At 74.2% G+C, this 23,203-nt stretch carries 22 protein-coding genes; 6 read left to right on the top strand and 16 right to left on the bottom strand.

Annotated elements, in window-relative coordinates; genetic code table 11:
• Position 1: 1 nt before the first annotated feature.
• The 9 genes from OG937_17890 to OG937_17930 form a co-directional block, all read right to left on the bottom strand.
• Positions 2-2,548 carry a SpoIIE family protein phosphatase gene (locus tag OG937_17890; protein ID WUD73417.1) on the bottom strand — a complete coding sequence of 849 codons (2,547 nt, stop codon included), beginning with the start codon at positions 2,546-2,548 and terminating at the stop codon, positions 2-4.
• 217 nt (positions 2,549-2,765) lie between these two features.
• Positions 2,766-5,387 (bottom strand): SpoIIE family protein phosphatase, encoded by a 2,622-nt coding sequence (locus tag OG937_17895; protein ID WUD73418.1) that lies wholly within the window; start codon positions 5,385-5,387, stop codon positions 2,766-2,768.
• 140 nt (positions 5,388-5,527) lie between these two features.
• Positions 5,528-5,944: a (deoxy)nucleoside triphosphate pyrophosphohydrolase gene (locus OG937_17900; protein WUD73419.1), complete on the bottom strand. Its 417-nt coding sequence runs from the start codon at positions 5,942-5,944 to the stop codon at positions 5,528-5,530.
• A gap of 40 nt (positions 5,945-5,984) precedes the next feature.
• Positions 5,985-6,152, bottom strand: a complete 168-nt coding sequence (locus OG937_17905) for an SPOR domain-containing protein (protein WUD73420.1) — start codon at positions 6,150-6,152, stop codon at positions 5,985-5,987.
• Positions 6,149-6,586 (bottom strand): RpiB/LacA/LacB family sugar-phosphate isomerase, encoded by a 438-nt coding sequence (locus OG937_17910; protein ID WUD73421.1) that lies wholly within the window; start codon positions 6,584-6,586, stop codon positions 6,149-6,151. Before OG937_17910 ends, OG937_17905 begins: the two co-directional genes overlap by 4 nt.
• Before the next feature lie 247 nt (positions 6,587-6,833).
• Positions 6,834-7,589: a GntR family transcriptional regulator gene (locus OG937_17915; protein WUD73422.1), complete on the bottom strand. Its 756-nt coding sequence runs from the start codon at positions 7,587-7,589 to the stop codon at positions 6,834-6,836.
• Positions 7,590-7,679: 90 nt separating this feature from the next.
• Positions 7,680-8,966: a M14 family zinc carboxypeptidase gene (locus OG937_17920; protein WUD73423.1), complete on the bottom strand. Its 1,287-nt coding sequence runs from the start codon at positions 8,964-8,966 to the stop codon at positions 7,680-7,682.
• Positions 8,967-9,128: 162 nt separating this feature from the next.
• Entirely contained in the window at positions 9,129-10,088 is a 960-nt protein-coding gene (locus OG937_17925; protein ID WUD73424.1) for an LPXTG cell wall anchor domain-containing protein, read from the bottom strand.
• A gap of 152 nt (positions 10,089-10,240) precedes the next feature.
• Complete coding sequence (locus tag OG937_17930; GenBank protein ID WUD73425.1) at positions 10,241-11,281, bottom strand: carboxymuconolactone decarboxylase family protein; 1,041 nt, start codon at positions 11,279-11,281, stop codon at positions 10,241-10,243.
• A gap of 211 nt (positions 11,282-11,492) precedes the next feature.
• Here OG937_17930 and OG937_17935 point away from each other — a divergent pair, with 211 nt between their 5' ends.
• Together OG937_17935 and OG937_17940 are read left to right on the top strand one after the other, a co-directional pair.
• The gene (locus OG937_17935; GenBank protein WUD73426.1) at positions 11,493-12,698 is read left to right on the top strand and encodes a sensor histidine kinase; all 1,206 of its coding nucleotides are present in this window, start codon (positions 11,493-11,495) and stop codon (positions 12,696-12,698) included.
• On the top strand, positions 12,695-13,399 hold the full coding sequence (locus OG937_17940) for a response regulator transcription factor (protein ID WUD73427.1): 705 nt from the start codon (positions 12,695-12,697) through the stop codon (positions 13,397-13,399). The genes OG937_17935 and OG937_17940 overlap by 4 nt, the downstream gene beginning before the upstream one ends.
• Here the strand turns inward: OG937_17940 and OG937_17945 are convergent.
• Complete coding sequence (locus OG937_17945) at positions 13,338-14,408, bottom strand: DUF4190 domain-containing protein (protein WUD73428.1); 1,071 nt, start codon at positions 14,406-14,408, stop codon at positions 13,338-13,340. The two genes, OG937_17940 and OG937_17945, sit on opposite strands and share 62 nt — an antisense overlap.
• A 129-nt stretch (positions 14,409-14,537) precedes the next feature.
• Between OG937_17945 and OG937_17950 the strand changes: the two genes are divergently transcribed.
• Together OG937_17950 and OG937_17955 are read left to right on the top strand one after the other, a co-directional pair.
• Entirely contained in the window at positions 14,538-15,686 is a 1,149-nt protein-coding gene (locus tag OG937_17950) for an SMI1/KNR4 family protein (GenBank protein ID WUD73429.1), read from the top strand.
• On the top strand, positions 15,683-16,177 hold the full coding sequence (locus tag OG937_17955) for a hypothetical protein (protein ID WUD73430.1): 495 nt from the start codon (positions 15,683-15,685) through the stop codon (positions 16,175-16,177). Before OG937_17950 ends, OG937_17955 begins: the two co-directional genes overlap by 4 nt.
• 15 nt (positions 16,178-16,192) lie before the next feature.
• Here the strand turns inward: OG937_17955 and OG937_17960 are convergent, their stop codons facing one another.
• The 3 genes from OG937_17960 to ychF form a co-directional block, all read right to left on the bottom strand.
• Positions 16,193-16,600, bottom strand: coding sequence for a hypothetical protein (locus OG937_17960; GenBank protein ID WUD73431.1), 408 nt, complete (start codon positions 16,598-16,600; stop codon positions 16,193-16,195).
• Positions 16,601-16,683: 83 nt separating this feature from the next.
• Positions 16,684-17,664: a class I SAM-dependent methyltransferase gene (locus tag OG937_17965; GenBank protein WUD73432.1), complete on the bottom strand. Its 981-nt coding sequence runs from the start codon at positions 17,662-17,664 to the stop codon at positions 16,684-16,686.
• A gap of 217 nt (positions 17,665-17,881) precedes the next feature.
• Entirely contained in the window at positions 17,882-18,970 is a 1,089-nt protein-coding gene (gene ychF, locus OG937_17970) for a redox-regulated ATPase YchF (GenBank protein WUD73433.1), read from the bottom strand.
• A 190-nt stretch (positions 18,971-19,160) separates the two neighbouring features.
• Here ychF and OG937_17975 point away from each other — a divergent pair, with 190 nt between their 5' ends.
• Entirely contained in the window at positions 19,161-19,706 is a 546-nt protein-coding gene (locus OG937_17975; protein WUD73434.1) for a hypothetical protein, read from the top strand.
• A 40-nt stretch (positions 19,707-19,746) separates the two neighbouring features.
• Here the strand turns inward: OG937_17975 and OG937_17980 are convergent, their stop codons facing one another.
• The 3 genes from OG937_17980 to OG937_17990 all read right to left on the bottom strand — a co-directional run bounded on the left by OG937_17980 (position 19,747) and on the right by OG937_17990 (position 21,831).
• Positions 19,747-20,490: an ROK family protein gene (locus OG937_17980; GenBank protein WUD73435.1), complete on the bottom strand. Its 744-nt coding sequence runs from the start codon at positions 20,488-20,490 to the stop codon at positions 19,747-19,749.
• 29 nt (positions 20,491-20,519) lie between these two features.
• Positions 20,520-21,515, bottom strand: coding sequence for a 4-hydroxy-3-methylbut-2-enyl diphosphate reductase (locus OG937_17985; GenBank protein WUD73436.1), 996 nt, complete (start codon positions 21,513-21,515; stop codon positions 20,520-20,522).
• Between the two features lie 124 nt (positions 21,516-21,639).
• Complete coding sequence (locus OG937_17990; protein WUD73437.1) at positions 21,640-21,831, bottom strand: hypothetical protein; 192 nt, start codon at positions 21,829-21,831, stop codon at positions 21,640-21,642.
• 162 nt (positions 21,832-21,993) lie between these two features.
• On the opposite strand from OG937_17990, the gene xseA reads away from it, so the two are divergent.
• A complete protein-coding gene (gene xseA, locus OG937_17995) occupies positions 21,994-23,202 on the top strand; it encodes an exodeoxyribonuclease VII large subunit (protein WUD73438.1) in 1,209 nt (402 codons plus the stop codon).
• The last annotated feature ends 1 nt before the right edge of the window (position 23,203 follow it).

A 23,203-nucleotide genomic window follows, 5' to 3' on the forward strand; every position in this document is an offset into this window, starting at 1 on the left:
CTCAGAAGAGGCTGAGCAGCGCCTCTATCGTGTCCTCGCCGGTGCTGCCCTCGCCGTCCGAGGGCAGGTCCAGCTCGAACCAGACGGTCTTACCGCGGTGGGTTCGCCGGGAGCCCCAGCGGGTGCTGAGCAAGGAGACCAGCTGCAGTCCGCGGCCGCCCTCGTCGGTGGCCCGGGCGCGTCGGCGGCGCGGCTGGGCGAGGGCGTCGTCCCAGACCTCGCAGACCAGGGTGCGGTCGCGCAACAGGCGCAGCCGGATGTCGCCCTGGCCGTGCCGCAGGGCGTTGGTGACCAGTTCGCTGACGAGCAGTTCGGTGGTGTCGACCAGCGCGGCCAGGCCCCAGGCGACCAGGCAGTCGCGGGCGAGCTCGCGGGCGCGGGCCACGGAGCGGGGGTTGGGCTCCAGCGTCCAGTCGCCCACGGAGTCCTCGGGCAGGCCGTGGACGCGCGCCATGAGCAGGGCGATGTCGTCCTCGCCGTGGGCGGTGTCGAGCCGGGCGAGTATGTGGTCGCAGACGTCCTCCAGCGGGCGCTGGGGTTCGTCGAGCGCGGCACGGAAGGCGCGCAGGCCCTCGTCGAGCGGGTGGTTGCGGGACTCGACGAGACCGTCGGTGTAGAGGGCCAGGAGGGCGCCGTCCGGCAGGTCGACCTCGACCTCCTCGAAGGGCTCGCCGCCGACGCCCAGCGGCATGCCGGTGGGCACCTCCAGCATCATGGCCTGCTCGCCGGGTTCGACCAGGACCGGCGGCAGGTGGCCGGCGTTGGCGATGGTGACCCGCCGGGTGATGGCGTCGTAGACGGCGTAGACACAGGTGGCGAGGTAGACCTCGGACAGGTCGGAGCCGTCGGCCTCCTTGCCGCGCCGGTTGCTGCGGCCGTCGCCGCTGCCCCCGAGGCCGCGGGCGACCTCGTCGAGGGCGGAGAGCACGTCGGCGGGCTCGATGTCCAGGAGCGCCAGGGTGCGTACGGCGGTGCGCAGCTCGCCCATGGCGACGGCGGCGCGCAGTCCGCGGCCCATGACGTCGCCCACGACGAGCGCGGTGCGGTGGCCGGGGAGCTCGATGACGTCGAACCAGTCGCCGCCGACCTCGGTCTCCATGTTGCCGGGCAGGTAGCGGCAGGCGATGTCGAGTCCGGCGGCCTCGGGGTTGCCGGGCGGGAGGAGGCTGCGCTGCAGGATGAGGGCGCGTTCGTGCTCGCGCCGGTAGAGCCGGGCGTTGTCGATGAAGACGGCGGCGCGGGCGGCGAGTTCCTCGGCGAGCATCCGGTCGCGCTCGGAGAACGGTTCGCTGCCCTTGGCGCGGGCGAACTGGACCAGGCCCAGGACGGTGTCGCGGGCGACGACGGGCACGGCGAGGGTGGACTGCACCAGGCCCCCGCCGAGTTCGCCGAGCTCCACCTCCGGGTCGCCGCCGTCGGCGCCTATGACCTGGGTCTGGGCGGTGCGCAGGGCGCCCGCCCAGGGGGAGTTGAAGGGGTAGCGGTGGACGGCGCCCACGGAGACCGGGCCGCCCGTGTGGCCGCCGTCCAGGGGGGCGACGGGCGCGTCGGAGACGGCGCTGGCGAAGGCGACCCGGCGGACCTCGCCGCTGCCGTCGGCGGTGCCGACCGGGCCCTCCTCGCCGACCAGGAGCGCCTGGTAGAGGTCGACGGAGGCCAGGTCGCAGAAGTGCGGCACGGCGACGTCGAGCAGTTCGCGGGCGGTGGTCTCCAGGTCCAGGGAGCTGCCGATGCGCCGGCTGGCCTCGTTGAGCAGGGCCAGGTTGCGCCGGGTGTGCGCGGCCTCCCGCTCGGCGCGCTGGCGTCCCGTGACGTCCTGGGCGAGGCCGGCGACGCCGATGGGACGGCCGCTGCCGCTGTGCAGCCGGTACAGCGAGATCGCCCAGCGCCTGCGGTTGTTGGCGCCGGACCCCGAGGAGACGGTGCCGACGATCGTCATGTCCAGCACCGGGTCGCCGCTGTCGAGCACCTGCTTGAGCGCGGCGGTGAGCCGGTCCGCCTCGACGCGGGAGAGGAAGTCGTGCGGGGTGCGGCCCCGGTGGTCGCCGGGGCTGCGGCCGAAGACGGTGGCGAAGCGCTGGTTGACGCGGAGCAGCTTGAGGTTGGTGTCGAAGAGGATGAAGCCCATCGGCGACTGGCCGAACACCGCCTGCGAGGAGGCGAGATCGGTCTCGATCTGACGCAGGACGCGGACGTCCACGGCGATGCAGAGCGCCCCGCGCCCGCCGGTCCCGCTCCGCGAGGGCATGACGTAGACCTCGGCCAGGCCCTCCTGGCCGGCCTTGTCGCGGTACGGCACGGTGCCGATCCACTCGCGCCCGTCGAGGATCTCCGCGATACGCTCGTGCGCCCGGGTACGCCGGTCCTCGGGGACGAAGGCGGTGATCGGGTCCTGGCCCAGCGCCTCGGCGGCGGATACGCCGAAGAACTCCTCGGCGCGCTCGCTCCACTGCTCGATCCGCCCGTCGGGGCCGAGGGAGAACGAGGCCACCCGGATGTAGTCGTAGAGGGAGCCGGGCGGACTGGACTGCCAGGCGCTCTGTGTCACGGCCTCAGGGTTCCGGGGCCCAACAACCCCCGACGGCTCATCGTTCACGCCCGACCCCTCCAGCTCACACATACGGACCGGCTGGTGCCGAGTATTCAGCATTACCCCCGTTCCGCACATGCACTTGTCGATCACAGCATCATCTCGAGGCGTACGAATTCCGCCGACGCCCCACTTCAACTACCCTGCTCCGGCCCGCCGAACCGTGCGTGACCGGTCAACCGCGCGGGCCGCCCGCGGCGGTCGCCGGGGCGGGGAGGGCGAGCTCGAACCAGACCGTCTTTCCCAGCGGCCCGTGCCGCGTGCCCCAGCGGCGGGAGGTGTGGGCGACCAGTTGCAGCCCGCGGCCGCCCTCGTCCTCCTCGCCCGCGGCGCGCCGGCGGGGCGGGTCGGGCAGCGGGTCGGAGACCTCGACCAGCAGCGAGGTGCCGCGCACCATGCGCACGCCGATGGGCCCGCGGGCGTACCGCAGGGAGTTGGTGACGAGTTCGCTGACGAGCAGCACGGTGACGTCGGTGAGGTCGCGCAGCCCCCAGTCCCCGAGGGTCTCCCGCACCTGCCGCCGGGCACGGCGGACGGCGCTCGGCTCGGCCGCGAATGTCCAGTGGGCGGTGCTGCCCTCCGGGAGGCCGCCGAGGCGGGCCATGAGCAGGGCCACGTCGTCGGGTTCGCGGCCGTGGGCGAGGGTGGCCAGCAGGTCGTCGCAGGCCTCCTCCAGGGAGCGCAGCGGACGGCGGGCGAGCACCGACCGCAGCCGGTCCATGCCGATCCCGATGTCCTCGCCGCGCGCCTCGACCAGGCCGTCGGTGTAGAGCACGAGGACGGAGGAGTCGGGCACGTCGAGCTCGACCGACTCGAAGTCCACGCCGCCGACGCCCAGCGGCACCCCGGCCGGGGAGTCCAGCAGCCGGGCCCGGCCGCCCCCGTGGGCGCCGGGCTCCACCAGGACCGGCGGCGGGTGCCCGGCGCGGGCCATGACCAGCCGCCGGGTGGAGGGGTCGTAGACGGCGTAGACGCAGGTCGCGGTCCAGCCCTCGGCGGTGCCCGCGGCCAGGTCGTCGCCGAGGTCGTCGACGCGGCGCAGCAGTTCCTCCGGCGCCATCTCCAGGGCGGCCAGGGTCCGTACGGCGGTGCGCAGCCGGCCCATCGTGGCGGCGGCGCGCAGCCCGTGGCCGATGACGTCCCCGACGACGAGGGCGACCCGGCCGCCGGCGAGCGGGATCACGTCGAACCAGTCGCCGCCCGCCGCCGCCCCGGTGCTGCCGGGGACGTAGCGGAAGGCGAGGTCGACGCCGGGCGGCTCGGGCACGCTCCGCGGCAGCAGGCTGCGCTGCAGCATCAGGGCGCCCTCGCGTTCGCGGATGTAGAGGCGGGCGTTGTCCAGGGCGGCGGCGGAGCGGTCGCACAGTTCCATGGCGAGGGCGACGTCGTCGGCGTCGAAGGGTTCGCGCCCGCCGGCGCGGCTGACGACCAGCAGCCCGAGGACGATGCCGCGGGCCCGCAGCGGGGCGACCATCAGCGAGTGGATGCCGAGGTCCAGGGCGGCCTGCACCTTGGGGTCGCCCGGGAAGGTGGCGACGGTGTCGCGCAGTTCGTCCGCACTGCCCACCAGGGCGGGCCGTGCGCTGTGCAGCACGGAGCCGAAGACGGACGCCCGGTCGACCTGGATGACCTTGCCGATGCCGATCATCCGGTCGACCAGGGGGCCCTCCTTGGCCGCCCCGATGCCGAGCTGGCGCATCTCGGTGCGCTCCCCGTACGGGGCGCCGGGCAGTTCCCCGCCGTCCGGCACCGCCGCGTGCAGGATCACCCCGCTGTAGTCGCTGAACCGCGGCACGACGGTCCTGGCCAGTTCCTCGGCGATCCGCCGTACGTCCAGCAGGTCCGCCAGGCGTGAGCCGACGTCGTTGAGCAGCGCCAGGCGGCGCCGGGCCCGCTCGATCTTCTCGGCGCTCTGCTGGCGCTCCGTCACGTCCATCACGGTGCAGCTGATGCCCAGCACCCGGCCCGCCCGGTCCTCCAGCCGGTGGTACGACACCGAGCGCCACCCCCCGGCCGGGCCCGGCACGACGACGTCGATGACCGCGCGCCCGGTGGCCAGCACGTGCCGCTGGAGGGTGGCGAGCTCGTCGGCGGCCTCGGCGGCCACGATCTCCTCGACGCGGTGGCCGAGGGTGTCCTCGACGGGGACGCCGTTCATCCGCGCCAGGGCCTCGTTGACACGGACGTAGCGCAGCTCGGTGTCGAAGATCGCGACGCCGAGGGGCGAGGAGCCGAAGAGCGAGTCCAGTGCCGCCAGGTCGTGCTCCATGCTGCGGATCCGGCTGGTCTCGGCGATCGACACCAGGACGAAGGGCCGGCCGTCGCCGTCCACGAGGAGCGAGGCGCGCGCCTCGACCTGCACCTGGTGGCCGTCGCGGTGCCGGACGGAGAGGATGCCCTCCCAGCGGCCGGTGCGCAGCAGCTCGGCGAGGACGCGTTCGGCGGGGCCGGGGCGGGGCACGGAGGCCGTCCGGCGGGCGGCGGGCGGTGTCCTCCCCGGCCGGCCGTCCTCGCCGGGGCCGATCAGGGCGGAGACCCGGCGGCCCACGATGTGCTCGCCCGCCCAGCCGAGCATCTCCTCCGCGAGGGGGCTCCAGAGCAGGACGCGGCCGGAGGTGTCGAGCATGACCACGGCCAGCCGCAGTGTGTCCAGGAGCGTCCCCGAGGCGGTGGGCCCGCCCGGCACCGGTCCCGCGGGTCCGGGATGGAGACCGGCGTGGGCACGCCCGTGCCCGGCCGGGGACTCGGGGTGTCCCGGGTCCTCGCCCTTGCCTGTGCCGTCCTCGCTCCCGCTCACGTGTGGGGACCCCAGACCATTGCAGGGCCACCGGCTCAGGGCCGGCCGACCGTCGGCGGATCAATCCCCCCATACCCGATATTCCGCGCCGCATATCCGTCCTGGCGCGCCGTGGGGCGGTCCCGGGGGAGCCGGGGCGGTCAGCCCGGGGTGGGCCCCCGGACGGCCCGGGCCGCCGCCCAGGCGGCCGCGGGACGGTCCTGGTCGAGCCAGTCGACCTCGTCGAGACGGTCGGGGGTGAGCCAGCGCAGCTCGTCGTGGTCCTCCAGCGGCCGGGGCTCCCCGGACAGGATGCGGGCCGTCCACACCTGCAGGACGTAGCCGGGCCCCAGTGGCCATTCGCCGGGGACCCGCTCCAGCGCCTCGGCCTCCACGCCCAGTTCCTCGCGGAGCTCACGGGTCAGCGCCTGCGGCGCCGTCTCCCCGGGTTCGAGCTTGCCGCCGGGCAGCTCCCACCGCCCCGCCAGCTCCGGCGGCGCACTGCGCCGCGCCGCGAGCAGCCTGCCCCGGTCGAGCACGGCCGCGCCGACCACCACCGTCACGTCGTGCGTCGTCATGGGCGGCACCCTATCCGTGGCGGCTGTCCGTGGCGGACGGCTACGACGCGCGCCGGTCGATCCGCTCGATGAGGTAGAGCTGCTTGTGGCCGCGCGCGTCCAGGGCGTCGGCGACGCGTTCGGCCTCCTGCCGGGTGGCGTAGCGGCCGACCCGGTAACGGTTGCCGTTGTCGTCCTGACGTATGACAACCCAGACCAGCTCGCTCATCGGATGTCCTCCAGGTGCGCCACGTTGGCCCGGTCGTCGTCCTCGCCGCTCGGGACGCCGGCGAACCAGGCGTCGAGGATCTCCTTGAGCAGCGGCTCGCTGGTCAGACGCAGGCTCAGGGCGAGGGCGTTGGCGTCGTTCCACTTGCGGGCGCCGTCCGCGGAATAGGCGTCGACGCACAGGGCGGCACGGACGCCGGACACCTTGTTGGCCGCGATGGCGGCCCCCGTGCCCGTCCAGCAGCACACGACGGCCTGGTCCGCGCGGCCCTCCGCGAGGTCCCGGGCGGCGCTCTCCGCGCTCCACGCCCAGTCCTTGCGGTCGCCGGCGCGCAGGGCTCCGTAGGCGATCACGGTGTGGCCGCGGCGGCGCAGTTCGTCGACGACCAGCCGCGCAACCGGCTCGTCCATGTCCGAGGAAACGGCGATGCGCATATGCCGGAGCCTACGCCCGAACGTGACGCGCCGGACACGTTCGGGCAGTATTCGACTCGATCGGGCCATGTTCGATTGGGAGTTGACTCAGAAGGGGCTCTTGTCCGCGCCTCCTGCGCATCGGCGCGCGCCCCGGCGCCGCCCTCCACGCCCCGCGCACCGCCGGCGCCCCGCGCCCACGCGGCCCACCAGCGGACTTGCGGACACCGGCGCGGAAGCGGCGCGGCCCGCCGGGCGCCGCCCGGCGTCACTTCACCGGCATCCGGTACGACACCCGGTAGCGGTCGGCCGGGATGACGATGTCCGCGGTCTCGACGGGGAGCCCGGAGGCGTAGTACGTCCGGTGGATCTCGATGACCACGTGGCCGGGCACCCCGCCCAGCACCGCGGTCTCCTCGGCGAGTCCCGGCCGGGCGCCGACGTCCTCGGCCACGTTGTCGACCACGACGTCGAGCGCGGCCATGCGCTCCACCACGCCCTGGCCGGCCAACGGGCCCTCCTCCGGCAGCAGGACGGGCGAGCGGCCGGTCACCGACAGCGGCTCCCAGGACGTGGCCATCATCATCGGCTCGCCCTCCGTCCGGTAGAGGTAGCGCGTGCGCATCACGCGGTCGCCCGGCTTGATGCCGAGCCGCTCGGCGACGCGCGCGTTCGCCGCCTCCTGGAAGCTGTTCGACTCCCAGGTGCCCTTGAAGCCCTCGTCGGCCTGCTCCTGCCGGAACGGCGTCGCCTGGCCGCTGCCCGGCCGGTAGCCGGTGCGCACGACCAGCCGCGGGTCGGGGCGTTCGCGCACGTACGTGCCCGAGCCGGACCGGCCCTCGACGAAGCCCTCGGCCATCAGCACCTTGCGGGCCTCCAGGGCGACGGTGTCCGACACCCCGTACTCCGCCCTGATGCGGGCCTGCGAGGGCAGGCGGGTGTGCGGAGGGAGGCTGCCGTCGAGGATCTTGCGGCGGAGATCCTCGGCGACGCGCAGGTACGCGGGCTGCTCACCGAAAGGCACGTGCCCCTCCCTCGGGTTGACTGTGTGCAACAGCTTGACAACTCAGGGTTGCCACCCGCAAGCCTTCCGCAAGGCTTTACCCGTGTCGCGTCACCCGGGCAGCAGATCGAAGGCCGCGAGCACCACCCGTGCGTGCTGCTCCGCTTGCTGGCGCACCGGGATCCAGCGGGCCCGGTGCGCGGTCCCGTACGCCTCGCACCAGTCCGCCACCAGCCCCTCCAGCAGTTCGCGCACGGCCACCAGCGGGGTCGGACCGTGGTCCACGGTACGGGCCACCCGCAGCAGCATCGCGGCGGCGCGCAGCGGCAGTCGCTGCGCGTAGATCTCGACGCTGCTGACCCGGGCCCGGGTCATCGCGGGCAGCGGCGGCGCGGCCGCGGTGCGCAGGGCCGGGTCCCAGTCCGCGGCCAGCGCCGGGCCGACCGCGACGATCTCCCGCGCCGCGCGCAGCAACGGCCCGCCGTCCCCGGGCAGGTGCGGGCCCACCTCCCCGATGAGCCCGCCGACCAGCAGGCTGGCGCGGCGCAGCGCCTCCCCCGCCGTGCGCAGCGCGCCGTCGGCGCTCGGGTGCGGCGAGGTGTCGGCGGCGCGGTCGCACGCCCACATGGGCACTTCGGCGATCGCGGTGACCCCGCCGTACCGGTGGGCGTACGTCCAGGTCGAGTTGGAGGCGTCCTCACGCGGGCCGCCGGGCGGCGGCAGCACGTACACCCCCGGGCCGGGGCTCGGCCAGTGGAAGGCGTCGGAGGAACCGGCCTCCAGGGGGATGTCGAACTCGGCGGCGGACTTGGCGATCCGCTCCGCGAGCCGTGGGATCTCCCGGGTCACCTGGATGAAGGTGCCGCCCACGTCGATGCCGTGCAGCGAGCACTGCAGCACCGGCCGCAGCTCGTCGATGACCCCGATCAGCGCGCGGGTCTCGGGCAGCGCGCCGTCCAGCGTGCCGTCGTCCGGCAGCCACTCGGGCTGCTCGGCGGCGCGCGGGCGGAAGAAGTGCCGGTAGTGGCCGAGCATGGTGAACCGGGCGTCGGGGACGGCCTCGTTGAGCCGGGCGCCGTCCGGGTCCGCGCAGAGCAGGAAGTGCCAGGCGGCGTCGGCCCCGTCCCGCAGCACGGGGTCGGCGGTGACCCGCCGGGCCAGCAGCAGCACGGTGGCACCGCCGACCATCTCGTTGGCGTGCGGGCCGGCCACCACCAGGACGTTGCGCGATCCGTGCCCGACCGAGAGCAGCAGCAGCGGCTCCCCGGCCCGGGAGAGGCCCACCGTCCGCAGCCGGCAGACGTCGGGCCGGCGGAGCGCCAGGGCCCTGGCCGCCGCGGCGACCTCGTCCACGGTCGGGTAGCGCTCGCCGACAGCGGTCTCCCCCGGAGATGTCATGCAGCCCCCCGCATCGGTCCCTACGGTCAGGTTCGGATTGTTCCAATCCGTACGGAGCCGGGGCTAGAGCGCGTCGGGCGGCTGTCGGACCCGACACGGAGGAGGGGTACGGCTGCTGACGCAGCCGTACCCCTCCTCCGCCCGGCGGGTGCCGGTGCGCGGTCAGTGCCGGCCGGCGGCCTGACGGCGACGGGTCGCGAGGACCACACCGCCACCGGCGGCCAGCAGCACGGCCGCGGCGGCCGAGATCATGCCCACGTTGCTGCTGCCGGTCTCGGCGAGGTCGCCCGAGCCGCCGTTGGGGGACTCGGAGGTCGCGGCCTCGACGGACTCGGACGGCGAGGCGGACGCCGACTCCGAGGCCGGGGCGGTGGCCGAGGGGGTCTCGGTCGCGGCGGGGGTGGTCTCCTCGCCGCCGGCCGGGGTGGTCTCGCCACCGGCGGGGGTGGTCTCGCCGCCCGAGGGGGTGGTCGGGGTCGAGGTGGCGGGGGTGGTCGGGACGGTCTGCGTGGTGCAGTCCTTCGTGCCGCCGTTCCACCAAGCGATCTTCTTGTCGCCGATGACCGCGTGGTCCGGGCCCTCGGGCAGGTCGCCGTGCTCGTAACCGTCGTTGGCGTCCAGGACGCCGTCGTACTTCTTGTTGCCGTAGTACAGGTCGATCTGCGCGAAGCAGGTGACGTCCGGCACGGCCACGTCGAGGGTGTCGGTGCCGGTGGTGATCTTCACGGTGTCCCAGTCGTGGAACACCTGCTTGCCGGAGGTCTGGAAGGTGGCGCCGTGGGTGCGGTAGGAGGCGAGGGACACGGTGCAGGACGAGGAGCCGTCCGCGACCCGGACCTTGACGTGGACCTTGCCGTCCTCGCCGGGCTTGAGGTTGACATCGTCGACCTTGACCGACGGGTACCAGGCCGTGCCGTCGAGCGAGAACTCGCAGCGGTCGGTGGAGGTCTTGGTGCCGCCCCCCTGGCCGGGCTTGTAGCCGTGGTGGCCACCGCGGTCCCAGCCCTTGCCGCCCGGGCAGTCGCCGGCCCAGGCGGAGGTGGCACCCACGGCGGTGAGGGCGACGGCCGCGGCGCTCACGCCCAGCAGCCGTCCGATGGTGACACGTCGCGATATGGACATGCAGAACCCAATCTTGGCGTTGCGTGGCCCGGCGGGCGCGGCTGACGGCAGCTCTCCCCGTACGTGAGCAGGCCGAGGCGTCACCGGGCGAGTGGTCGAAGTGCACACGGGGCTCATCGGCCCCAGTGGCACCACGCATCGTCGTGGCTCTGTCAATGGGCTGTCAACCTGGGGCGACGCAAAGGCTCGTGGACCGAGGTCTCGATCCGGCACACCGCGGTCATCGCGCCGAAGGCCAGCACCCTCACCAGGTCGGCGTCGTAGGGGTCGGGATCGGCGATCCGCCAGGCCTCGGCGTCCGCCTCGGTGATCCGGTACGGGGCGAGGGCGGCGAGCAGCGCCAGCCGTGCGCCGGGGCGTTCGGCGGCGGGCACGGCGGCGAGCGGCGCGGCGGTCCAGTCGCCGCCGAGCGGCGGATGCGCGCCGTCCCAGGCGCCGACCGCGGCCACGACCGCCTCCCGGGCCGCGTCGCCGAGCCGCCGCCCGCCCACGGCGGCGGCCCGCCGCAGCGCGGCGAAGGCGGTGCCCACCGGGGCGTCCGCGGCCCACTGCGGCGCCGGCCCGGCAGGGCCGCGCAGCAGGGGCAGGCTGGCCCCCGGGGGCAGCGGCCTGCGGACGGTACGGGCCAGGGCCCGGCCGCCCAGGCTGCGCACCAGCCGCAGCCGCTGCAGTCCGCCGGGGAGCATGTCCTCGGTCAGCAGGGCGGACACCATCCGGTTGACGAAGTGGAAGGCGAGCGCGGTGCCGATGAACTCCGGCGCGTCCTGCGGGCCGAAGGGGTGCGCCGCGGCCGCGGGCGCGCCCGGGGTCGCGGTCGCCCCGCCCCAGGAGACCAGCGCGGCCTGGGCGGGGTCGTCCGGCGTGCCGCCGCGGGCGACCGTCTCGGCGAGGCGGTGGTCACCGGTGGCGTGCAGCAGGACGGTGTGCGCGTCCACGCAGAAGGGGCAGCGGTTCGCCGCCGACACCCCCAGGGCGACGAGCTCCTTGTCGGTGCGCGGCACGCGGCCGGCGAGCAGTGACTCGCGCAGCACGGCCCAGGTCGCCGCGAGCAGGTCGGGGGCGGCCGACAGCGCGACGAAGGTCGGCGCGCGGCCGATGCCGAAGTCGGTGGCAAGCTGGGCGTAGACCTCGGCGGTGCGGCCCGTGGCGTCGCCGGGTGGCGCGGGAGTGGTGAGACGGAAGGGCGTGGCCATGGCCGGGCCTCCTCGCTGACGGATCGTGGACGGCGGTGTTCTCGACGGCTCGATGGTGGCCGCCCGGGGTCCCGCCGGTCGTCCTCCGGGGGAAGGGGGATGCCACTGCTCCGGGCGCCGGGGCCGCGGGCGGGACTACTCCACCGGGAGTAGCCGCGGAGCCGTCTTCGGGGAGGACGTGCCGCCCCGCGGGGCGGCGTAGGGTGCGGGCATGGGTGGCACGCTGATCGGGCGTCAGGGGTGGGCCGGGCTGCGAGGGTGGCGGGGCGTCGCCTTCGACGCGGTGCTCGGCGTCGTCCTGGCCGTCGACGTCCTGCTGCTGCCCGGGGTACCGCGCCCCTCGAACGCCCTCGACCTGGCACTGGGCCTTGTGGGCGCGCTGGCGGTGGCCGGGAGCCGCCGCCGGCCCGCGGCGGCGCTGCTGCTGTGCACCGGCTGCATGCTGGCGTACGCCCTGCGGGTGCACCCCGGCCCCTCGGCGGCGTTCCCCGTGCTGGTCGCGGTCCACATGGCGGTCAGGTCGGGCGGGAAGCGGCTGCCGGTGCAGCTGTCGGCCCTGGCGTTCCTCACCGGCTACCTCGCCTCCGGGCAGCCCGCGCCCACGTCGGCGCAGTCCACCGCGCTGCTGCTCGGCTGGTTCCTGGCCTCGGTCGCCATGGCCGTGGTGGGCCGGCACCGCCGGGCCTACCTGGAGCAGCTGGAGCGGCGGGCGCTGGACGCCGAACGCACCCGCGAGGAGGCGGCGTTGCGCCGGGCCGGCGAGGAGCGGCTGCGGATCGCCCGGGAGCTGCACGACTCGCTCACCCACAGCATCTCGATCATCAAGCTGCAGGCCGGGGTCGCCGTCCACCTGGCCCGCAAGCGCGGCAAGGAGGTGCCCGCCGCGCTGCTGGCGATCCAGGAGGCGAGCGGGGAGGCGATGCGGGAGCTGCGCGCGACCCTGGAGGTGCTGCGCGGCACCGGCGGGGGCCACGGCCTGGACCGGATCGAGGACCTGGTGGAGCGCTCGCGCACGGCCGGACTGCCCACCAGCGTCACGGTCGGCGGACGGGAACGGCCGCTGGCCGACGGGGTCGACCGGGCCGCCTACCGGATCGTGCAGGAGGCGCTCACCAACGTCACCCGGCACGCCGGTCCTGAGCCCCGGGCCACCGTCCGCATCGAGTACGGCGACCGGGAACTGGTCGTGCAGATCGACGACGACGGCACCGCGGCCCCCGGGGACGGCGCGGTGCCCGGGGTCGGGCTGACCGGGATGCGGGAGCGGGTGACCGCGCTCGGCGGACGGCTGCGCGCCGGGCCGCGGCCCGAGGGCGGCTTCTCCGTACGGGCCGAACTGCCCCTGGACGCGCTGCCGGCGGCCGACGGCAGGACGGCGGCCGGGACGGCCGGGGCGCCGCTGGAGGAGGTGTCGTGATCCGCGTGCTGATCGTCGACGACCAGGCGCTGATGCGGGCCGGATTCCGCGCCCTCCTCGACGCCGAGGACGGCATCGAGGTGGTGGCCGAGGCGGGCGACGGTCAGCAGGGCGTCGAACTCGCCCGGCGGCACGTGCCCGACGTGGTGCTCCTCGACGTCCAGATGCCCGTGCTCGACGGGATCGGCGCGACCCGGCTGATCGCCGCCGATCCGCGGCTGGCCGGGGTGCACGTGGTCATCCTGACCAACTACGGCCTGGACGAGTACGTCTTCGACGCGCTGCGCGCCGGCGCCAGCGGATTCCTGCTGAAGGACACCGAACCCGCCGACCTCGTCCAGGCCATCCACGTCGCCGAGCGCGGTGACGCCCTGCTCTCCCCCGCCATCACGCGCAGGCTGATCGGCGAGTTCGTCGCGCGGCCGCCCGACGCCACGCACGCGGCGGGCCTGGAGGCGCTGACCAACCGGGAGCGCGAGGTGCTCGCGCTCGTCGCCCGCGGGCTCAGCAACGACGAGGTCGCCGGGCGGATGGTCATCAGCCCGCTCACCGCCAAGACCCACGTCAGCCGGGCGATGACCAAGCTGGGCGCCCGCGACCGCGCCCAACTGGTCGTCTACGCCTACGAGTCGGGGCTGATCACACCGAAGGGTTCGCCGCCGCGACCGTCGTGGCCAGCCCCAGCGCCTCCCGTGCCCTGACGGCCTCCTCGTGGCCGCTGTGCGAGTCCGCGGCCTCGTAGTGCTCGTAGTAGGCGTCCGCGTCCTTCGCCGCGGCGGCCTCGGTCCACTGCGCGCGTGCCTTCCCGGCCTCCGCCACGAGCGCGGCGACCGGTTGCTCGGCGCCGGCCGGCCAGTCGTGGGCGTCGAGCGCCCGGGCCTCGGCGGCGAGGGCGACCGAGACCTCGCCGGCCCAGGTGGGGTAGCCCTCGAGGTCGTCCTCGACGTACTCCTCCTCCGGCCCCTTCGCCATGGCCTCGTTGAGGACGTTGGCGGCCTTCAGATAGGCGACCTGGTGCGCGTCGAGCGTGCTCGCGTCCTGCCGCAGGGAGCCCTTGAGCGCGCCCTTGTCCTTGCCGAACACGCAGGTCACGTCCCGGTCCCCGAGCTTCCAGGTCTCCCGGTCCGGGGCGTAGTAGTACACCGTGACGTCCGCCGGCACCGCCCAGCTGTCCATGGCGTAGGTGTCGGACAGCCGTTGGCAGCGGTCCTCCACGAGGTCCTTGAGCTCCGTGTCGCCCGGGTAGCCCTGGGGCCCGGGCAGCCGGAAGGTCCCGACCACCTCGCCGGCGTGCCCTTGTGCGCAGGGCACGGTGTCCATGTCGGCGGTCGGGGCCTCCAGGTCGCCGCCGGGGGTGTCGAAGCAGTCGCCCCGGCGCAGCGAGAAGGCGCCGTCGTCCCGCGCCCCTTCCCTGACGCCCTCCTTGAAGTTCTCGACGAACGCGGCGGCCCCGCCGGCGAGCACCAGGGCGCACAGCAGCGTGCCGACGGCCGACAGCACCAGGCCGGTGACGGCCATGCCCTTGCCGCGCGCGCCGGTCCGTTTGATCTGCACCAGCGCGATCGTCCCCAGCACGACGCCGACCACCGGCAGCATGCACAGCAACCCGGTCACCAGCGCGGCGACGGCGAGCCCGTTCAGCGGCGCCCGCTGCGCCGCGGGCGGGAGCGCCGGCTGGAGGGGGTACGACGGATACGGCGGAGGCTGCACGAACGGCTCCTCACGGACGGGTGGCGTGGCGAACGGCCGCGCGAATATATCCCGGCCTCCGCCACCCGCTGTCGGCGGCCACCGTTAGGGTTCTGCCAGCCGGGCGCAGACACCCGAGGGGGAGCCACGATGTCCGCCGAAGCGGCCGAACAGGCCTGGGACCGCATCGACTTCTGGCTGGGCGCCCACGCCCCGGCGACGTTCGCCATGCTCCATCCTCCGGCGCCGGAGGACGAGATCGCCGCGGTGCAGCGGCGCATGGGCGTCACCTTCCCGCCGGACCTGGTGGCCACGCTGCGCCGGCACGACGGCGCGGACGAGGACTTCCTCCTGCCGACGCACGACGGCCTGCTGGGCACCCACGGATGCGAGGAGCGGTCCGGGTTCCTGCGCGGCATGCTGGCCGAGGTCCTCGACGAGGACGAGGAGGAGAACGACGGCGCCTACTGGCACCACCGCTTCGTGCAGTTCGCCTCCTACGCCATCACCGCGGACGGCCTGACCGTGGACTGCCGCCCCGGCGCGTCCTTCGGCGCGGTCGGCCGCTTCTTCGACGAGTCCGGCACCGACTTCGGCCACGCCCCGTCGCTGGGCGCGTACCTGGGCGACGTCGCCGACAGCCTGGAGCGCGGGCTGCCCTTCCAGGGCGGCTGGACCTGGCCCGTCGTCAGCGACGGCGTCCTGGAGTGGGACGACTCCGAGCGCGCCCACCCCGAGTGGGGCGATCCGTCGGACCCGCCGCCCTCCCCCGACGACGCCTCGCTGCCGCCGCTGCCGCCGCGCGGCTCCGAGGAGCCGCTGCGCGCCGTCCACGTGCGCAAGCTGGGCGATCTCGGCGCACTCGTGGCCACGCTCCCCCGCAGGACGGTCGCCACCGCCGCGGCCCGGCAGATGCGCCGGCTGGCCGAAGAGTCCGGCCTGGCAAGGTACCCCGAGGTCGCCGCGGCCCTGGACACCCTCGACGGCGGCCGTGCCGTCGGGCTCACCGGCACCGGTCCGCTCGGGCTCAGGCTGCGCCAGGTCCGCCGCGAGGCGTCCGCCCACCACGACGGCGTCCGCGGGCAGGCCGTGATGTGCCTCGTGCTGCTGCTCACCGACCTGCCCCACCGGGCGCTGGTGAGGACGGCCGACGTCCGCTCCCGGATCTCCTCCGACTGGCGCGCCGCGCTCCACGCCGACCTGGGCTCCCCTCCGCTGCCGCCGGAGCCGGACGCCGTCTTCTGGACGACGCTGGACAACCCCGCGATCGACGCGGGCCGTCAGGGGGCGGGCGCATGACGACACGGCGGACGGTCCTGGCCACGGGTGCGGCGGTGCTCGCTGCCGGATGCGGCTCGCGCCGTCCGGAGGCGGAGCGGCGCGAGGCCGCGGAGGGCCCGGTACGGACGGACACCGCCCCGCTGGAGCGGCGTTTCCCGCTGCTGGGTCGGCTCCACGGCGCCCACTGGCTGGGGTACGACCTGGTCGCGGGCAACGACGGGAGGTCGGTCCCCGGTCCTTCGGACGTGCGGGTGGTCGGCGTCGCCGCCCTCACGGACGGCCGGGTCGCCGCGCTCACCGTCCACCGCGACTTCCGCCCGGCGAGCCCGCCCGTGCTCCCGGGCCGGCTGGCCGGCTTCCTCCCGGCGGACGCACGGTGGCTGCGGAGCGGGTCCTTCGACGCCGAGATCACCGCGGACGCCTACAGCGGCTCGTTCCTGCTGTCGCAGGCCCGGGGACTGGTCTGCTTCGACAGCGTCAACCCGGTGGCCGCCGCCCCGTCCCCGTAGACCGGGGCGGGCGGCTCAGGACGTGCAGAGCGTCTGCTCCAGCACCTCGTTGACGGCCTCGGCCTGTTGCTCGGTGAGCTGGTGGCCGGCGCTGCCGAAGCGCGACTGCGCGGCGGCCACCGCGTTGCCGCCGCCGGTGATGGTGGCGCACTGCTGACGTGCGTTGGCGACGGCCTTGTCCGCGTCGGCGGCCAGGGCCGGGTCGACGGCCTTGAGCGCGGCGAGCAGCGCCGCGCGCCGGGCCCCGGTCGGCTCCTCGGGGATGCCCTCGCTGATGTCCGGCACCTTCGAACCGGACGCCGCGACGGACGGCGTGCCACCGGCGTCGGGCTTGCTGCCGGAGTCGTCGGTGCCGGAGCTGCAGGCGGGGACCGCGAGGAGCACGGCAGCGAGGAGCACTCCGGTGCTGAGGCGTGTACGCATGCCCGCCATGGTGGCCCGCGGCACCCCCCGGCACCCCCCGGTGCGCGGTTTCCGTCGCCGTGCTGTGACCTGCGGGAGGGCGGTCAGCCGCCCGTCACCTTGCGCAGCAGCCGCCGCACCCGCGACGGCGCGGGGGCGGCCTCCTGGCCGAGGGCGCGCTGGAGCTGGGCGAAGTGGTCGGCGCGGGTCTCCGAGAGGTACGGGTCCTTCAGCAGCGGCTTGGCGATCTTCCAGGCGCGCTGGTGGTCGCCCGCGTAGTGGCACACGTACGCCTTGGCCAGCTCCAGGACCTGCTTGAAGGGGACCCGTCCGGTGTGGTCGACGTCCACCTCGTCCTGCACCGCGGTGATCAGGGCGAGCTTCTCGTCCACCGTGTAGTCGTCCTTGGCGATGCGTTCCAGCAGCTCGGCCGGGACCGGCCGGACGACCTCGAAGGCGAGGGTGGAGCGGATCGGCGCACCGGCGATCCCGATGTACGGGAGCAGGGCGCCGGTGCTGTGGTGCAGCCACGGCAGGCGGGGGCTCGCGAAGTCCTGGTGCAGCACGACCGCACCGGGCTCCAGGCGCGGCAGGAAGCGTTCCGCCACGCACCGGAACACCCGCGCCGTCTTGGCGATGTCGACGTGCAGGAACTCGATGGGGGTCTTGTCCTCCGGGTCGGAGGTGTTCCATATGTCGCCGGCGTGGACCTCGATGAACCCCATGAACGGGGCCAGCGCCGCCTCGAAGTCCTCCCGGAAGGAGTTGTCGCCCTCCGGCGCCTTGCCCGCCTTGAAGAACCTCTGCGTGGCGAAGGTGCCCTTGCCCACGCGGAAGAAGTCGAAGGCCTGCAGCCGGCCCTTCTGCTCGTCGAACGCGGGGTTCTCCCGCAGCCCCTTGGCGATGGCGTAGGTGGAGCCGCCGCCGCCCGAGCCCAGCTCGACGAGGGCGCCCGTGCCGTTCACGTGGTGACGCGCCACCAGGTAGAGGAACTTCTGCTCCCAGTCGCTCATCTGGGCGTACGGGATCTCCTCCGGGAGTACCACGTCGTCGAACATCGAGTAGAGCCTGCCGAGGGACGCCATCGTTTCCTCACATCTCAAAGCCGGGATGCGCCGATTCCACCCCGCGTCCCGCACATCCCAAAAGGACCTGCACCTACTGTGCATCCCCGCGACCGAAACGATTCACCATCCGGCTGCCTCCCGTACATCCGCCGACCATCGCCTGGGATGTGCGTACGAAACGACGAAGGGCCGGACCCCGAGGGGCCCGGCCCGTGACGCCGGAGGGAACGGCCGGTCAGACGTTGAAGCGGAACTCCACGACGTCGCCGTCCTGCATGACGTAGTCCTTGCCCTCCATGCGGGCCTTGCCCTTGGCGCGGGCCTCGGGGATGGAGCCGGCCTCCACCAGGTCGCCGAAGGAGACGATCTCCGCCTTGATGAAGCCCTTCTGGAAGTCGGTGTGGATGACACCGGCGGCCTCGGGGGCGGTGGCGCCCTTCTTGATCGTCCAGGCGCGGGCCTCCTTGGGGCCCGCGGTCAGGTACGTCTGCAGGCCGAGGGTGTCGAAGCCGACCCGGGCGAGGGTGGCGAGGCCCGGCTCCTCCTGGCCCATGGACTGCAGCAGTTCCAGGGCCTCGTCGTCCTCGAGCTCGATGAGCTCGGACTCGATCTTGGCGTTGAGGAAGATCGCCTCGGCGGGGGCGACCAGGGCGCGCTGCTCGGCCTTGAAGGTCTCGTCGGTCAGCTCGTCCTCGTCGACGTTGAAGACGTACAGGAAGGGCTTGGTGGTCATCAGGTGCAGCTCGTGCAGCAGCCGGCCCTTCTCCGTGCCGGCGGTGATGCCGGCGGAGAACAGAGTGCGGCCGTCCTCGAGGATCTGCTGGGCCTCCTGGACGGCGGCGAGCACCGGCGCCTTCTCCTTCTGGAGGCGGGCCTCCTTGGTCAGCCGCGGCACGACCTTCTCGATGGTCTGCAGGTCGGCGAGGATCAGCTCGGTGTTGATCGTCTCGATGTCGTCCTTGGGGGACACCTTGCCGTCGACGTGGACCACGTCCGGGTCGACGAAGGCCCGGATGACCTGGCAGATCGCGTCGGACTCGCGGATGTTCGCGAGGAACTTGTTGCCCAGGCCCGCGCCCTCGCTGGCGCCGCGGACGATGCCGGCGATGTCGACGAAGTCCACGGTCGCCGGGAGCTTGCGCTGCGAGTCGAAGATCTCGGCGAGCTTGTCCAGACGGGGGTCGGGGACACCGACGACGCCGACGTTGGGCTCGATCGTGGCGAACGGGTAGTTGGCCGCCAGCACGTCGTTCTTGGTCAGGGCGTTGAACAGGGTCGACTTGCCGACGTTCGGCAGGCCGACGATTCCGATCGTGAGCGACACGTGACGACTTCCCGTAGCGAGAGGTGGGTGGAATGGGCCGCCACGCCCGGGCGGGCGACCGGCGGACCGATCCACCAGTCTACGGAACGCACCGGCCCCAAGACGGGCCGCGCCCCCAGTGGCCCCCTGTGGCGGTGAAAAGTCGTGTCCTGCCCCCGTTTCACCCCTCCTCGGCGCCTACGTTGGGTGCGTGGAGCAACACAGTGCGCGCACACCCCACAAGAACAGCGGTGCACCCACCGCCGCCTCCCCGCTGCCGCGGCCGGTCCGCCCGCAGCGTCGCCCGCAGGGCGCGACCGCCGTCCGGGGCGGTCTGCCCCGGGGGCCGCTGCTGCTGCGGGTGGCTCGGCTGCGCCGGACGGAGCCCCGGCTGACCGGACTGGGCACGGGCGTCTTCATCACGCTGACCGCGCTCGCCGGCGGCGCCGCGGACTCGCTGATCACGGGCGAGCCCGGCACCCTCTTCGGGGTCGTCTTCCTGCTGGCCTGCCTCGCCGCCGGAGCGTTCGTACGGCCGTACGACCTGTCGGCGGCGCCGGTCAGCGCGCCCATCGCCTTCACCATCGCGCTGGCCGTGACGGCCGGCGGCGACGGCGGGGGCTTCACGGGCCACCTGATGGGCCTGCTGACCGGCCTCGCCACGCAGACGGGCTGGTTGTACGGGGGCACGGTCGGTGCCGCGGTGATCGCGGCCGCGCGGAAGGTGGCCTATGTGATGCGCGAACGGCGCCGCTGAGCGCCGCCCTCCACCGGCCGCCTCCCGCCGGCCGCCGCGGTCAGGTGCGGACGGCGGCCGCCGCCATGCCCGCGCCGACGATGCCCGCGTTGTTCTGCAGCGCGGCCGGCACGATCTCGGCCCTGATGCCGGTCAGGAGCGGCAGGAACCTGTCGGCCTTGCGGCTGACCCCGCCGCCGAGGATGAACAGCTCGGGCGAGAAGAGCATCTCGACGTGGGTGAGGTACTTGTGCAGGCGCTTCGCCCAGTGCTCCCAGGTGAGGTCCTCGTCGTCCTTGGCCTTGGTGGAGGCCTTCGTCTCGGCGTCGTGGCCGTGCAGTTCGAGGTGGCCCAGCTCGGTGTTGGGCAGCAGGCTGCCGTCGATGAAGACGGCGCTGCCGATGCCGGTGCCGAGGGTGAGCACGATGACCGTGCCCTTGCGGCCACGGCCCGCCCCGTACTCCATCTCGGCCATGCCGGCGGCGTCCGCGTCGTTGAGCAGGGTCACCGCGCAGCCGACCTTCTGGGACAGGAGCCCGGCGGCGTCCATGTCGATCCAGCCCTTGTCGACGTTCGCCGCCGTGCGTGTCATGCCGTGCGTGACCACTCCGGGGAAGGTGGCCCCGACGGGGCCCGTCCACCCGAAGTGGTCGACGACCTGCTTCACGCACTCCGCGACGGCGTCGGGGGTCGCGGGATGGGGGGTGAGCACTTTGAAGCGCTCCTCCGCCAAGTCACCACGCCCGAGATCGACCGGGGCACCCTTGATGCCCGATCCGCCGATGTCCACACCGAAAACGCTCATGCCCCAACGCTACGACGTGGCACGGTCGGTCACCCCTCGGAGGTGCCGCCCCGCATCAGTTCGGCGGCCTCGGCGCGCAGGTCCCGGCGGAGCTCCTTGGGCAGCGAGAAGGTGATCGACTCCTCGGCGGCCTTGACGATCTCCACGTCCTCGAAGCCGCGGGCGGCCAGCCACTCCAGCACCTGCTCGACGAGCACCTCGGGCACGGAGGCGCCGGAGGTGACACCGACGGTGGACACGCCGTCCAGCCACGCCTCGTCGATCTCGTCGGCGAAGTCCACCAGGTACGAGGCGCGGGCCCCGGCCAGCTTGGCGACCTCGACCAGGCGCACGGAGTTGGAGGAGTTGCGCGAGCCGACGACGATGACCAGTTCGGCCTCGGCGCCCATCTGCTTCACGGCGAGCTGACGGTTCTGCGTGGCGTAGCAGATGTCGTCGCTCGGCGGCGAGATCAGCAGCGGGAACTTCTCCTTGAGCGCGTCGACGGTCTCCATCGTCTCGTCCACGGAGAGCGTGGTCTGGGAGAGCCAGACGACCTTGGACGGGTCGCGGACCTCGACCTTCCCGACGTCGCCGGGGCCGTCGACCAGGGTGATGTGGTCGGGGGCCTCGCCGGAGGTGCCGATGACCTCCTCGTGGCCCTCGTGGCCGATCAGGAGGATGTCGTAGTCCTCGCCCGCGAACCGCACGGCCTCCTTGTGGACCTTGGTGACCAGCGGGCAGGTCGCGTCGATCGTGGCGAGCCGCCCCTTGGCGGCCTCCTCGTGGACGACCGGGGCGACGCCGTGGGCGGAGAACATGACGATCGACCCAGGCGGCACCTCCTCCGTCTGCTCGACGAAGATCGCGCCCTTCCGCTCCAGGGTCTGCACGACGTACTTGTTGTGGACGATCTCGTGGCGGACGTACACGGGGGCCCCGTACTGCTCCAGGGCCTTCTCGACGGCGATCACGGCACGGTCCACACCCGCGCAGTAGCCTCGCGGGGCGGCGAGCAGGACGCGGCGGGAAGTCGTAGCGGTCATGTGCCCATCGTACGGGGCCCGGACGGGGCCCCATCGCTGCCCCGCATGGTCCGGCCGGGGGTGCGGAGGCGGCGGCGGAGCACCGCGGGGCGCACGCGCGGACGGCACGGACCGGGCACGGGGCTCAGCGGCAGCGCCGCGGGCCCCGGGCGGCACGGCGGGCGGCGAGCGCCCATCCGGTCGCGAGGGCGGCGCCCGCCAGGGGCAGGCAGCTGAAGCAGCCGCAGCCGGGACCGTAGCGGCCGACGCGGAACCCGGCGTGGACACGCGGCGGGCGTTCGGACGGGGTCCAGCCGTACCGGCCGGGTCGGCGCATGGGAGCTCCCGGGACCTGTCGGAGACGCCGGCGTCACCGACGTCAGCGGTTTACCGGGTTGCCCCCAGCCTGCGCTGCGGCCGGGCGGGGGGACAGCGGGGCGTGCCATTCGGGTCGGGCGGGAGGGGCGTCACTGTCCGTGGCGGGGGCTAGTCTCGGCGTATGGCTGTGAACACGTCCTCGGAGGCGCCGATCCCTGTCGGCGAGGTGTCCCGGCTGATCGGCGGCTGGGTCGACCGGCTCGGCCCGGTGTGGGTCGAGGGGCAGATCACCCAGTTGTCACGGCGCCCGGGCGCGGGCGTGGTGTTCCTGACGCTGCGCGATCCGTCGCACGACATCTCGCTCAGCGTCACCTGCCGCCGGGCGGTCTTCGACGCCTTCGACGGGGCGGTCGGCGAGGGCGCCCGGGTCGTGGTGCACGCCAAGCCGGAGTGGTACGCGCCGCGCGGCCAGCTGTCGCTGCGCGCGGCGGAGATCCGCCCGATAGGCGTCGGCGACCTGCTGCTGCGGCTGGAGCAGCTGAAGAAGCGGCTGGCGGCCGAGGGCCTGTTCGCCCCGGAGCGCAAGCGGCCGCTGCCGTTCCTGCCGCAGCTGATCGGGCTGGTCTGCGGCCGGGCGTCGGCCGCCGAGCGGGACGTGCTGGAGAACGCGCGGCTGCGCTGGCCCGCGGTCCGCTTCGAGGTGCGCAACGTGCCCGTCCAGGGCGCGTACGCGGTGCCCCAGGTGATCGAGGCGGTGCGCGGGCTGGACGCGCACCCCGAGGTCGACGTGATCATCGTGGCGCGGGGCGGCGGCAGCGTGGAGGACCTGCTGCCGTTCTCGGACGAGCGGCTGGTGCGGACGGTCGCGGAGTGCCGTACGCCCGTGGTGTCGGCGATCGGGCACGAGCCGGACACCCCGCTGCTGGACCTGGTGGCCGATCTCCGCGCCTCGACGCCGACCGACGCGGCCAAGCGGGTCGTGCCGGACGTCGGCGAGGAGCTGGCCCGGGTCGAGCAGCTGCGGCAGCGGTCGCTGCGGGTGATGCGCGGGCTGCTGGACCGGGAGGAGCGGGGGCTGGCCGCGGCGGTGAGCCGGCCGTGCATGGCACGGCCCCATCTGATGGTGGACGAGCGCGCCGAGCAGGTCACGGCGCTGCTGGAGCGCTCCCGCCGCCATCTGCGGCACCGGCTGGACCGGGCGGAGGACGAGCTGGCGCACACCCGGGCCCGGGTCGTGGCGCTCTCCCCCGCCGCCACGCTGCAGCGCGGGTACGCGGTGCTGCAGCGCGAGGACGGGCAGGTCGTGCGCGCCGCGGACGAGGTGGCCGAGGAGGAGAAGCTGCGCGCCCGGGTGGCCGAGGGCGAGTTCACCGTCCGCGTCACGCGCTGAC

It is taken from the genome of Streptomyces sp. NBC_00510 (genome assembly GCA_036013505.1).
Lineage (GTDB): Bacteria > Actinomycetota > Actinomycetes > Streptomycetales > Streptomycetaceae > Actinacidiphila.